General features: G+C 53.2%; 13 protein-coding genes. All 13 read left to right on the plus strand.

The annotated features are described in order from the left end of the window. Positions 1–106: 106 nt before the first annotated feature. The 13 genes from DPV68_RS03680 (at position 107) to DPV68_RS03740 (ending at position 12,901) form a co-directional block, all read left to right on the plus strand. Positions 107–634 carry a YceD family protein gene (locus tag DPV68_RS03680; protein WP_114165470.1) on the plus strand — a complete coding sequence of 176 codons (528 nt, stop codon included), beginning with the start codon at positions 107–109 and terminating at the stop codon, positions 632–634. A 22-nt stretch (positions 635–656) separates the two neighbouring features. Then, positions 657–830, plus strand: a complete 174-nt coding sequence (rpmF, locus tag DPV68_RS03685; RefSeq protein WP_081338944.1) for a 50S ribosomal protein L32 — start codon at positions 657–659, stop codon at positions 828–830. Positions 831–937: 107 nt separating this feature from the next. Then, positions 938–1,777, plus strand: coding sequence for a 2-dehydropantoate 2-reductase (locus DPV68_RS03690; protein ID WP_114165471.1), 840 nt, complete (start codon positions 938–940; stop codon positions 1,775–1,777). Beyond that, positions 1,777–2,130 (plus strand): DUF3397 domain-containing protein, encoded by a 354-nt coding sequence (locus tag DPV68_RS03695; RefSeq protein ID WP_255418297.1) that lies wholly within the window; start codon positions 1,777–1,779, stop codon positions 2,128–2,130. Before DPV68_RS03690 ends, DPV68_RS03695 begins: the two co-directional genes overlap by 1 nt. A 24-nt stretch (positions 2,131–2,154) precedes the next feature. Then, the gene (gene bshC, locus DPV68_RS03700) at positions 2,155–3,711 is read left to right on the plus strand and encodes a bacillithiol biosynthesis cysteine-adding enzyme BshC (protein ID WP_232819481.1); all 1,557 of its coding nucleotides are present in this window, start codon (positions 2,155–2,157) and stop codon (positions 3,709–3,711) included. 168 nt (positions 3,712–3,879) lie between these two features. Next, complete coding sequence (gene rsmH / locus DPV68_RS03705; RefSeq protein ID WP_114165473.1) at positions 3,880–4,812, plus strand: 16S rRNA (cytosine(1402)-N(4))-methyltransferase RsmH; 933 nt, start codon at positions 3,880–3,882, stop codon at positions 4,810–4,812. A 23-nt stretch (positions 4,813–4,835) separates the two neighbouring features. Then, positions 4,836–5,198 carry a cell division protein FtsL gene (ftsL, locus tag DPV68_RS03710; protein WP_232819482.1) on the plus strand — a complete coding sequence of 121 codons (363 nt, stop codon included), beginning with the start codon at positions 4,836–4,838 and terminating at the stop codon, positions 5,196–5,198. 38 nt (positions 5,199–5,236) lie between these two features. After that, positions 5,237–7,345 carry a penicillin-binding transpeptidase domain-containing protein gene (locus tag DPV68_RS03715; protein ID WP_232819483.1) on the plus strand — a complete coding sequence of 703 codons (2,109 nt, stop codon included), beginning with the start codon at positions 5,237–5,239 and terminating at the stop codon, positions 7,343–7,345. A 58-nt stretch (positions 7,346–7,403) separates the two neighbouring features. After that, positions 7,404–8,711, plus strand: a complete 1,308-nt coding sequence (locus DPV68_RS03720; protein WP_232819484.1) for a UDP-N-acetylmuramoyl-tripeptide--D-alanyl-D-alanine ligase — start codon at positions 7,404–7,406, stop codon at positions 8,709–8,711. 21 nt (positions 8,712–8,732) lie between these two features. Beyond that, positions 8,733–9,692, plus strand: a complete 960-nt coding sequence (gene mraY, locus DPV68_RS03725) for a phospho-N-acetylmuramoyl-pentapeptide-transferase (RefSeq protein WP_114165475.1) — start codon at positions 8,733–8,735, stop codon at positions 9,690–9,692. Between the two features lie 15 nt (positions 9,693–9,707). Continuing rightward, complete coding sequence (murD, locus tag DPV68_RS03730) at positions 9,708–11,045, plus strand: UDP-N-acetylmuramoyl-L-alanine--D-glutamate ligase (RefSeq protein WP_232819485.1); 1,338 nt, start codon at positions 9,708–9,710, stop codon at positions 11,043–11,045. Then, a complete protein-coding gene (gene murG / locus DPV68_RS03735) occupies positions 11,042–12,118 on the plus strand; it encodes an undecaprenyldiphospho-muramoylpentapeptide beta-N-acetylglucosaminyltransferase (protein WP_114165477.1) in 1,077 nt (358 codons plus the stop codon). The genes murD and murG overlap by 4 nt, the downstream gene beginning before the upstream one ends. A 12-nt stretch (positions 12,119–12,130) precedes the next feature. Next, a complete protein-coding gene (locus DPV68_RS03740; protein ID WP_114165478.1) occupies positions 12,131–12,901 on the plus strand; it encodes a cell division protein FtsQ/DivIB in 771 nt (256 codons plus the stop codon). Positions 12,902–13,082 lie beyond the last annotated feature (181 nt).

Genomic DNA, 13,082 nt, shown 5'->3' on the forward strand with positions numbered 1-13,082 from the left:
GCTTTGGCAAAGCGCCGTCGTCAACTGATTTTAGTGTAAAGAAAAAACATTGACAAAACAAGTTGGCCTATCTATAATTCATATTGTTGCAATTGAGGTGATTCGGATGAAGTGGTCTATTGCACAGCTACTTAAGCTACGAAACCAGGGTGACAGTTTTGCCATCGATGAGATGGTCGAACTACCAGAGCTTACTCAGCTCCATCCGGATATCCGTTCGATTCGCCCGGTGCATGTGCACGGGGATGCGTCGTTCACATCTAATCAAGTTACATTCAATCTGAAGATTCATGGTGACCTGACGTTGCCAGATGCGCGTACGTTGGACGATGTCATCTATGAATTCGATATTGAATCGCTCGAGCCTTTCTTTTTGGAGAATGGGCGTTATACGGAGCAATTCGATGATGTCAATTTGCCAGAAGGAAATACGATTGATCTGCGACCGATCGTAAGAGAGCTCATCATGTTAGACGTCCCGATGCAAGTCTTCGGGAACGAAACAGACAAAACTCAGGTTGAAGGGGAAGGCTGGTCCGTCATTGACGAGCAGCCGGACGACCAACCAAAAATTGACCCGCGCCTCGCGGGGCTCGCTGACTTGTTCTCTAAAAAAGAGGATAAGGACGGCTAACTTTTCAAGGAGGTGGACAACGATGGCAGTACCATTCCGTAGAACGTCGAAAACTCGCAAACGTCTTCGTCGTACTCACTTCAAACTCAACGTACCTGGTATGAACGAGTGCCCGAACTGTGGCGACATGAAACTTTCACACCGTGTTTGCAAATCTTGCGGACATTACAACGGTAAAGAAGTAACAAGCAAATAATGCGAAAAGAAGCGGTCTCCTCGGAGGCCGCTTCTTTTTATTTTTTGGGTCGTGGAAACAGATTGTGGTAAACTTTTCAGTGCAGACTAGACGTGGAGGGGTGGCCAATGAAGCCGATTAAACGAATTGGGATTATCGGAAACGGAGCCGTCGGCATGCTGATGGCATCGTTACTCGCGAAAGACTATGACGTCACCTTGTACGGTCGAGGCAACGAAGCGAGAGACGTCATAATCGACCGATTCGGTGTGACGAAGGGAACGGTTACGGTCCCGCTCAAACCGGTACATACACTTCATGAGACGGAAGCGGACGTCTTTTTCGTGACGACGAAAGCACATCAGGTCGAGGCGGCGACGGAACGATTGTCCGGCGACGTGCCCGTATTCATCTGTTCGAACGGAATCGCCCATCTCGACTATGCACGGAAGCGCGGGTTTCATCTCGGTGTCGTCGAACATGGCGTGAGTCGAGAGGGCGACCGGCTTCACCATACCGGGCTCGGACGCATTCGGATTGGCAGCCTCGACTCGCTCGAGGCGATGTCGTTCAACGCATCTCCACTCGATGTCGTCTGGGAAGCGGATATCGAGCAAGTCGTCACCGAGAAACTATTCGCGAATGCGATCATCAATCCAATCACGGCGCTTTGTCGTGTCGAAAACGGTGCGGTCGCTTCGCCGCCTTGCCGTGACCTCGCCGAAGCCGTCTATGCGGAGCTGTCCACATTGTTTGATCGTGACGTGCCGTATACATATATCGAGACCATCATTGCCAAGACGGCCCATAACCGTTCATCCATGTTGCGTGACATCGAGGCCGGGCGCCAGACCGAGGTCGACGCCATCTTGACCCCGCTGTTGAAACGGGCCGACGAGCGAGGCATCACGTTGACCGTCATTCCCATCCTACAAAAATTAATTTTAGGAGCGAGCGTATCGTGCTAGTGTATATCGTTTCATTTCCACTCGTCATTTGGTTTATGGTGTATATGATACTTAGAAAAATTATGCCGAAATCGGTTAATACGTTCAAACTCGTCTGTGATGCCGGCGTGATTCTTTGGTTTTATGCATGTGCGGTTCTGCTCGAGGCGATTGTCGGGGTCGATGTGTTTTGGTTGCTCCTTGCCGTCTGTGCCGCCATCTTCCCCGCCAACGCCATTTGGCAGCGGGTTCGTCATGAGGATGTCGTCTATTCGAAGATGTTCGTGCATGGGTGGCGCCTATTGTTTTTGTTGCTCGTCCCGGCCCACATCGTCTTGTTTACGATCGGCATCGCACGAGAGATGATGTATTAATCGTTTGAAAGGAAGTCGTTATACGTGAGGATAGAGTCGCTAGACGCCATGTACGCCCCGTCGTCTCCGATGATGCAGGTGGAGACAGGCTATTCGAAATGGCTGGACTACAAAGGGATGGACGAAGTCGAGGCGAGGGCTGACGAACTGACCGGACGTTCGTTCCCGCATTTGCCCGCGCTTGTAACTATATTGCGAGACCAACAAACCGTCCACGGTCCGATGTCTCCCGCGCTCGAATCAAAGCTCGACGCGTTGGCTCGAGGCGAGGCGTTGACGATGGTGACCGGACAACAAGTCGGGGTATTCGGTGGTCCGTTGTTCGCAGTGTATAAACTGTTGACCGTGATCAAAAAAGCCAAACAGGCAGAAGCGAAACTGAACAAACCGGTCATCCCGATCTTTTGGATGGCGACCGAGGATCACGACTATGCGGAAATCAACCACGTGTTCGTGAGCCAGCCGTTGTCGCGTCAATTGCGTAAAGAGGCGCTATCGACGGTCCCGCTTGCCGGAAAGGCGTCGGTCGGGGAGCTGGAATTCGATCGTCTGAAAATCGAGCTCGTGCAAATGTTGCAGCGGCTGCTGTTGTCAGAGACGGAGACGCCATACACGATGACACTTTATCATGAGCTCGTCGCCGTGCTCCAGGCGAGCCATTCGTTCGCTGCGTTTTTCGGACGGATGATGCGCCGGTTCGTCGGCGAAGATTTCATCCTGTTTGACCCGCACCAGCCGGAAGTGCGGGCGCTCGAGCGCGATGCATTCAAGCGGTTGATTCGTGAACACGATCGCCTGAACACGGCATTGCGGGATGCGTTCGAGGATGGCATGCCGCACGTCGACTTGAACCGGGACGCGGCCCATCTGTTCTATCACGACGGGACGCGCGAATTGTTGACGAAACAAGACGGGGTGTTCACGACGAAACGTGGTCATCGGTTCACCGAGGCCGAGCTGATCCAACAAGTCGACGAGCACCCGGAACGGTTCTCGAACAACGTCGTGTCGCGTCCGCTCATGCAAGATTACCTGTTCCCGACGCTCGCCTATATCGCTGGTCCGGGGGAAATCGCCTACTGGCTCCAATTGCGTCCGCTGTTCCATCTCTTTGGTTGGAAGATGCCGCTCCTCATTCCGCGTCTCGGGGCCGTCCTCGTCTCGGCGAACGACGAGAAGAAGCTCGCCCAAGAAGGCGTGACGCTCGTCGATTACTTGACGAACCCGTTGCCGGACCATACGTTCGATGACGAGGCGTTCGACCAGAGTCTTTACGCCTACCGAACGCTCACGGAAGCGCTCGGTCGCGAGGCCGGGAAGCACGGACATCGATTTGACGCCAAGGCGCGCCATGTGCTCGATCGGCTCGCCGATGAAATGCGGGCCGAAGCGAAACGTGACCAATACCGGTTGAACAGTCGGCGCATTCATCTGTCGACAAGGCTCTTACCGATGGATGCGCCGCAAGAACGAATCTGGTCGATGGTCCCGTTGTTGAACCGTCACGGTCTCGACTTGTTCGAGCGCTTACGCCGGTCTTATGAACAAGCCGATTTCGAGCGATGTTTGGTCAAATTGTAACCGATATGAGCTTGATGGAGATGGTTCCCATAAATTTGTGGGAACCATTTTTTGTTTGTTACCTTTTTGTTTCCTCTTTTCACTAAAAACCTATGCGGCGCTTGACATTTTTATGATAAAGTAAACGTAATAAAATAGTTGAAAAATGTAGGTTGAGAGGGTTTTTGTATGTTTGAGCATGAGACGGTTTTAAAAATGGAGTCCATTGAGGGATTGAATATTAAGCCAGACGGGATTTATGTCGATTGTACGTTAGGAGGAGCCGGTCACAGCGAAGAGATCGTCAAGCGGTTGACGACAGGCCATCTGTACGCCTTCGACCAAGATGACGTCGCGCTCAAGCACGCGAGTGAGCGGTTGGCTCCATATGAGGACCGGGTTACGTTCATTAAAAGCAACTTCGTCCACTTGAAAGATGAACTGTTGGCACGGGGAATCACCCAGGTCGACGGGGTATTGTTTGACCTCGGAGTGTCGTCGCCGCAGCTCGATGAGGCCGAACGTGGCTTTAGCTACAATTACGACGCGCCGCTCGATATGCGCATGGACCGTTCGCGTGAGCTGTCGGCTTACCATGTCGTCAATGAATGGCCGTTCGGGGACCTTGCCCGCATCTTCTTTACATACGGGGAAGAGAAATTCTCGAAACAAATCGCCCGCAAAATCGAGCAAGCCCGTACCGTCAAACCAATTGAGACGACGTTTGAACTCGTCGAGTTGATCAAAGACGCGATTCCGGCACCGGCTCGACGAAAAGGCGGTCACCCTGCGAAACGAACGTTCCAGGCGATCCGTATTGCCGTCAACGATGAATTGAACGTGTTCGACCGTGCCGTCCAAGACGCGATCGATCTGCTCGCCATCGGTGGACGGATTTGTGTCATCACGTTCCACTCGTTAGAAGATCGAATTTGTAAGCAAGTCTTTAAAGAGAGAAGCCAGCACCCACCGTTACCACCAGGATTGCCGGTCATCCCGAAAGAGTTCGAACCTGAACTGAAGTTGATTACGCGCAAGCCGATCACGGCCGGGGACGTTGAACTCGAAGACAACCGCCGTGCCCGTTCTGCCAAGCTTCGGGTCGCAGAAAAACAAAAATAGACTGTACGTAGGAGGGATATCTGATGCCAGAAGCTGCTCGCAAGGCTCTGCAGCCTCATATTACGCCGAATCGCAACCCGATTCCGCAAGAAAGACCAATACCCGTTCCAAAACGACGTACGTTGACCTTGTTCGAATCCATCCTGTACCCGACCATGATTTGTTCAGTTGTCTTGTTCGGTGGCATCACGGTATCGAAACATAATGAAGCGTACAATATCATGCGCGATACGGCTCTGATCACACAAGAGACGAACACGATCGCGAAAGAAAATGAAGAACTGAAGTATGAAATCGCCCAACTAAGCTCACCCGAGAGAATCTATGCGATTGCTGAAAAGCTCGGTATGCAATTCAATGAGAACAACGTCAAGGTGATTGACTGATGACTTCTCTACAACAGAGTAAAAAAAGAGTGGCGTGGGTGGCGATCGTTTGCTTCACACCACTCTTTTTGTTTTTTGTCGGCTGGTTCTTCTACTTGTCCGTCTTCCAGACGTACAAAGGGGAAAACATGCTCGCTTTCGCCGAGGAAGAACGCTGGAAAGCGGTCAGTACGTTAAAAGCGGAACGAGGGGAGATTTTTGATCGGTTCGGACAACCAATCGCCATCAACATCCCATCATATCGCGTCGTGGCCGTGTTGAAGCTCGGCGGTAAGCGGGTCGAAAACAAGACGCTCATGCCCGATGCGTTTCCCGAAGCTGCGAAACAACTCGCAACCGTTATTCCGATGACGGAAGGCGATATTTTGAAGCGGCTTGAACAAAACAAAGACCGCGGGCAAATCGAGTTCGGTGTACCAGGTCGTGATTTAACAGTCGAGCAAAAGGAAGAGATTGAAACGTTCGAGATCTCTGGAATCACGTTCGTCGAAGAACCGAAACGCTATTATCCGAACAAAGTGTTCGCATCAAGCGTCGTCGGTTATGCCCAAAAAATTGATCAGAATGGGCGCATTGAACTCGTCGGAGAGCTTGGGATTGAAAAGTCACTCAATGACGTCTTAAGCGAGTCGTACGGGCTGTACCGATTCGAAAAAGATTTGGCCGGCCGTCAACTCGTCTCGAGCGACGAGCAATTGAAGGTCGACCCGGAAGATGGGGCGGACGTCCAACTGACGATCGATCACCGTATTCAACAGTTGCTCGATACGAAGATGGAAGAACTGTATAAAACGTATAAACCGAAGAATGCGACGGCAATCATCATGGATCCGAAGACCGGCGAAATCATCGCCTTGTCGGACCGTCCGTCGTTCGATCCGAACACGCGCGAAATCAGCTCTTACAGCAACTTCTCCGTATCGTCCCGCTTCGAGCCGGGGTCGACGATGAAAATCTTCACGTTGGCCGCCGCCATCAATGAAGGCGTCTATAACCCGAACGAACTGTACAAGTCGGGTTCATATAAGTATGGCAAGACCGTATTCAATGATTACAACATTACCGGATGGGGTACGATTCCTATGGTAGAAGGCGTCTGGCACTCGTCGAACGTCGCGTTCTCGATTCTAGCGAACGAACGGCTCGGGCTTAGCCGCTACGAAGATTATTTCAAAGCGTTCAAGTTCGACCAGCGTACAGGTGTGGACTTGCCAGGCGAGGTCAATAGCCAGTATGATTTCGAGAGCCCGCTCAACGTCTTGATCACGGCCTGGGGCCAATCGACGGCCGTCACGCCGATGCAAATCTTGCAAGCGACGTCGGCCATCGCGACTGATGGGACGATGAAGCAACCTCACGTCATTAAAAAAGTCGTAAACCGCGAGACGGGCGAGACGATTCGGACGACGAATCCGAAAGTCGTCGGGCAACCGATTACGGCCGAATCAGCAAAACAGACACGGGAAGCGCTTGACGGCGTCGTCAACAGCGACGTCGGAACGGGGCAATTGTACGCCCTCGACAACTACCGCGTCATCGGGAAAACCGGGACCGCGCAAATCGCGGAGAATGGGAAGTACTTGAGCGGACAATATATTCATTCGTTCGTTGGCATGGCGCCGGAAGACGACCCGGAACTCGTCATGTATATCGCCGTCGATCGGCCGAATAGTGACTCGTCGACAACGGGACCTCGTATCATGGCACCGTTATTCAAAGATGTGATGGACGTCGCCCTCCGTTATCGGAGCGTCGAGCCGGACAAACAAGCGAAATCGAATGATGCCTCGACGAAGACGACGGTATCATTCGTCGGGCAAGGTCGTGACGAGGCGGTAAAGGCAGCCAAGGCGGCGGCATTCACGCCGGTATCCCTCGGCAGCGGCGAAACGGTCATCGCGCAAAGTCCGGTCGAGGGTCAACCGTACGTCGCCGGCGAGCGCTTGCTGTTGAAGACGGATGAGTCGTTCACGATGCCGGTCTTGAAAGGCTGGTCGCTCCGTGATGTGAAACGGTTGGCGACGCTTTATCAATTGAATTTAGAAATAGACGGTACCGGCTTCGTCTCGTCCCAGTCGATTGGGAAAGGCAAGCCCGTCAACACCGGGGCGACGTTAAAAGTGAAGCTCCAGTCACCGTCGAACTAACGCAAAGGGATGAAGAGGGCCTCGGCTCTCTTTTCCTTTGTCACAGGAGGAAATGGTTATGGAACAATTGACGATTCAAACACTCGCGTCTTGGTTCGGGATGGAGACAGACGATACGCGTGAGGTACGCCACGTCGCGACAGACTCGCGAGATGACAACGCCGACGGCTTGTTCGTTCCGATTGTCGGGGCGCGTGTCGATGGACACGATTATATCGAGGCTGCCGTCAAACAAGGCGCAATCGTGACGTTTTGGGATCAAGACCGGCCGTCTCCGGACGGAATTATCGCCATTCCGGTCGCCTCGCCACTTCAGGCGCTCCAAGAGGCGGCAGCCCGCTATTTGGCGGAGATTAACCCGAAAGTCGTCGCCATCACCGGGTCGAACGGCAAGACGTCGACGAAAGACATGATCGCCGTCGTGCTCAGTGAGACGTTCAAGACACACAAGACGGCGGGCAATTTCAACTCGGATGTCGGTTTGCCGCTCACCGTGCTCAGGATGCCGCGCGACACAGAAGTCGCCGTCCTCGAGATGGGGATGAACGGGTTCGGACAAATCGAGTTGTTATCGAAGCTCGCTAGACCGGATATCGCTTTCGTCACAAATATCGGAGAGTCGCACGGCGAACAAGTCGGGGGCCGCGAGGGAATCGCCAAGGCGAAGCTCGAGATTAAAGCCGGTCTGAAACCGGATGGCGTCTTGATTGTCGATGCCGATGAACCGCTCCTCAGTGAAGCGGGCGGGTACCGCGTCGGCTATGAGGCGACCGCTGACGGCAAACTCGAGGTCGTGGAGGCAACGTTTGACGCCTCGATTTTCCGTTATAACAATGAATTATATGAATTGAAAGTACTTGGCGCCCATCAAATCCGCAACGCCGCCTATGCGATCGCGTGCGGTCTCAAGTTCGGTTTGGGACACGACACGATTCAACGCGGTCTCGACCGGGTCCAGTTGACGTCGATGCGGATGGAGAAACGGATGTTCGGCGATGCCCATTTGATCAATGACGCCTATAACGCCAGCCCGACCTCGATGATCGCCGCCATCGAGACGATGAAGACGCTTGAAGGGTTCTCGCGACGTGTCCTCGTCCTCGGGGACATGTATGAACTTGGCGCAGATGAAGTCACGCAACACGAAAGTGTCGGCCGCGTCATCACGGCACCGGTCACGGACTGTATGCTCATCGGAGACAAGGCGAAATGGATTGCAAACGGCATCACCGACCCACGTGTGAACGTGACAACGGTGCCGACCGTCGAGGAAGCGAAAGTGCTTCTCGGCAGTTATCAACGCCCCCAGACTGTGATATTGTTAAAAGCATCGCGAGGACTGGCGCTTGAGCGCTTGGTTCAATAAAGAGAGTAGTGAGGTACGAACATGTTAATCAGTTTAATCGTCTTAATCAGTTCATTATTGACCGTATTAATCGTCATGCCACGGGCCATCCCGGCACTGCGTCAATTAAAATTCGGCCAAGAAATCCGTGACGAGGGTCCGGATTGGCATCAAAAGAAATCAGGGACCCCGACGATGGGCGGTATTGTCATCTTACTCGCCCTCATTATCGGATTTCTCGTCTCGGTCCTTTTCGGTGAAGCCGTCGCCGGCTTCGGCACGCTCTTGTTCGTGACACTCGCTTTCGGAGTGATCGGGTTCCTTGACGACTACATCAAAGTCGTCAACAAACGCAACCTCGGGTTAACGTCGCTCCAGAAATTGATTGGTCAAATCGTCGTCTCCGTCCTGTTCGTCTGGTTTCTCTCACTCGGTGGGGAGCTCGACACGACCATTCAAATCCCGTTCACCTCGATCGCGTTTGATACGGGTTGGCTCTATGTCGCTATCGTCATCTTCTGGCTCGTCGGCTTCTCGAACGCGGTCAACTTGACGGACGGTCTCGACGGTCTCGTCTCGTTCTCGGCCATCCCGACGTTCGCCTTCTTCGGCATCTATGCCCTCGGGCAAGACGAAGCCGGAATCGCTTGGTTCGCCTTCAGTGTCGTCGGCGCCTTGCTCGGCTTCCTGATTTTCAATAAATACCCGGCGAAAATCTTCATGGGTGACACGGGGTCGCTCGCTCTCGGCGGTGCGGTCGCCGGTCTCGCCCTCATGCTCAAGCTTGAGCTCTTGCTCGTCTTTGTCGGGATCATCTTCGTCATCGAGACGCTCAGCGTCATCTTGCAAGTGCTCTCGTTCAAGACGACGGGAAAGCGAATCTTTAAAATGAGCCCGATCCATCACCATTTCGAAATGGTCGGTTGGTCAGAATGGCGTATCGTCTTGACGTTCGGTGGAATTAGTTTGATCACGGCAGTCTTGTCGTTACTACTCATGTAATGGATGGTGGAAGACATGCAACAACAGTGGAGCGATAAACGAGTCCTCGTACTCGGCGCGGCACGGAGCGGCATCGCCGCTGCCGCTTACTTAAGAAATGTCGGCGCGAACGTGACCATCAATACCGGGAGCGAACCGTCAACGGAAGAACGGATGAAAATCGAAGCGCTCGGCATCAACGGCGTCTTCGGTGCCCATCCGCTTGAATTGCTCGACGCGACGGATATGATCGTCAAAAATCCGGGTATCCCGTATCACATCCCGCTTCTTCAAGCAGCGCTTGAGCGGCACATCCCGATTTACACAGAAGTCGAGCTCGCCTACTTGGCGACTGACGCGACGTTCGTCGCCATCACCGGCTCGAACGGGAAGACGACGACAACGACGCTCGTCCATGAATTGCTCAAAGGGGGAAGTCGTCCTGTGCATGTGGCAGGGAATATCGGTTTTCCGGCAATCGAAGTGGCATCGAAAGCGAAGCAGGGTGACATCATCGTCATCGAGCTGTCGAGCTTCCAACTGATGGGCGTCGAACAGTTCCATCCGCAAGCGGCGGCACTGTTGAACTTGTCACCGGCGCATTTGGATTACCACGGTGACTTTGATTCGTATGCTGATGCCAAAGGAAACTTGTTCCGGAACATGAATGCCTCAGACCGTGTCGTCGTCAAAGGCAACGACTCAGAAGTGATGAAACGTGTCCCGGCCGGCCTTCCCGCTTCAAAGTTCGGTTACGACAGCGGGGACGCGCGCGTAGTGGACGGCTGGGTCACGCTTCATGGAGAACCGATCATCCGCGTCGAGGACCTTGCCCTTGGTGGCGCCCATAACGTCGAGAACGTGTTGGCGGCCTTGTTGCTCGTCGAACCGTTCAACATTCCGCGAGCGCACATCGAACGCGTCCTTCAGACGTTCGGCGGAGTGGCCCACCGTACAGAGAGCCTTGGGCGAGTGCTCGGCCGCCGAGTGTATAACGACTCGAAAGCGACGAACAACGTGGCCGCCGAAGCTGCGTTGAACGGTTTCGAGGCCCCGATTGTCTGGGTGTGTGGCGGACTCGAACGTGGCGCCGACCTCACTTCTCTTATTCCGGCGCTCGGCCGTGTCAAAGCGATTGTCGCTTATGGCGAGACGGCAGAACGGTTCAAGTCGTTAGGCGAGGCCGAGCAGATTCCATCGTTCGCGGTCGATACGCTCGAAGCAGCGGTCCCGCTCGCGTTCGAACAATCGGCGACGGATGACGTGATTTTACTATCGCCGGCTTGTGCAAGTTGGGATCAATACAAGACGTTTGAAGAGCGGGGCGAACATTTCGTCCGCCTCGTCGATGCATATAAGGAGGCCAACCGATGAAAGTCATAATTTCTGGTGGAGGAACGGGTGGACATATCTATCCGGCACTCGCTCTCCTCGATACGCTCAAACAACGTCATTCGAACCTCGAGGTGCTCTACATCGGCACTGAGAACGGTCTCGAGGCTGATCTTGTTCCACGCGCTGGCATCCCGTTCAAATCAATCCGGATTGCCGGGCTGAAACGTTCTTTATCGATCGACAATGTGAAGACGGCGTATTGGTTCCTCCAATCGGTCCTCACGTTACGCAAAGAAATGAAGACGTTTCATCCGGACGTCGTCATCGGCACGGGCGGTTTTGTTTCAGGACCGGTCGTCTTCACGGCACAGCAACTCGGGATTCCGACCATCCTGCATGAACAGAACAGCATCCCGGGCTTGACGAACAAATTCCTTTCGAAAAAAGCCGACCGCGTCGCCTTGTCGTTCGCTGGTTCGGAGTCACAGTTCCCGGGAGCGAACGTGCGCGTCATCGGTAACCCGCGCGGGAGCGAAGTGTTGAAGACGACGGTGAATGAAGCGGCGGTGCGAGCCGAGTATGGCCTCGATGAACGTCCAATCGTCTTGATTTATGGCGGAAGCCGCGGAGCAGAAGCAATCAATCGCGCCGTCATCGACGCTATTCCAGCGCTTGCGGCTGAACCGGTGAACGTGCTTTACGTGACCGGGAACGTCCATTATGACAACGTCGTGGCGAAGGCGCCGAAAGCAGAAAACGTCCACGTCTTGCCGTACGTATACGATATGCCTGAACTGCTTGCTTGTGCGAGTCTTGTCGTGTCACGGGCCGGTGCCTCGACAATTTCTGAGTTGACCGCACTTGGTCTGCCGAGCGTCTTGATTCCGAGTCCATATGTGACGGCAGACCATCAGACGAAAAATGCGTCTGCCCTCGTTGAGAGCGGCGCGGCCGAATTGATTAAAGAAGGAGACTTGACGGGCGAGACGCTCGTCACGTCCATCCGTCGCGTATTGGCAAACCATGATCAGATGGCGAAAGCCTCGAAACGGCTCGGGTTCCCTCAAGCTGCGGAATCCCTTGCCGACCTCGTCGAAGAAGTCCGTGGATAAAGGAGAATAGACATGGAGACACGTCAGAACACCGTGCGTAGTTTAGAAGACCGTATCCCGTATATGAAAGATCAGCGTCGTAAAAAAGCGAACCGACGCTTGTCGACCATCTTGATCTTATTCGCGGTGCTGATTGCACTCGTCGTGTATATGCAGACGTCGGTATCTGACGTGAAGGCGATAAATGTGAACGGCCTGTCTTGGCTGACCGAAGAATATGTGCTCACCAAAACGGACATCGACTCGTCCACGAACATCGTTCAAGTGTCACCGGACAAGATTGAACGGAAACTTCGTGCCTTGTCTGGCGTGAAAGACGTCGACGTCAATCGGTCCTGGTATAACATTGTGACAATTGATATCGAAGAAGAAAAGATGATCGCCTATTCACGGGTGGATGAAGATGATGTAGCGGTACTCGCCGACGGCTCGCTTCATCCGACAAACGGAACCACTGACCCAGAGCAGTTAAAGGACGGTCCGCTCTTACGTGAATTCACGGACAAAGCTGAACTTGAGAAAATTGCGAATGAGCTCGAACAAGTTGACGATGCGATGCGGGCCCGGATGTCAGAAATCGTCTTCACAAAACAAAAAGGTGAGCCGACTCGATATGAGGTCTATATGAACGACGGCAACACGATTCATACGCCGACATTCAAGTTCAGTCAAACCGTCTCCAAATACAGCGACATCTATGAGAATATCCCTAAAGGGCAACGGGGAACAATTGTCATGGATGGCGGATATTATTTCGTCCCATACGAAAAAGCGAACGAATAATCTGATATTTTACAGTCCTTATACACGTAAGGACTGTTTTTTGTTGATTGTAATCGAATTGACACCCCAAAACCGCGTAATTTGTAGGATTCTACCTTTTCTCACTATCTTATTTGTTGTAAACTTAGACGTGAGATATCTTGCCGGACCTAACAATATTTTTGGATATCTGTAATAATGT

The sequence above is a fragment of the Exiguobacterium sp. TNDT2 genome (genome assembly GCF_003331145.1).
Classification (GTDB): Bacteria; Bacillota; Bacilli; order Exiguobacteriales; family Exiguobacteriaceae; genus Exiguobacterium.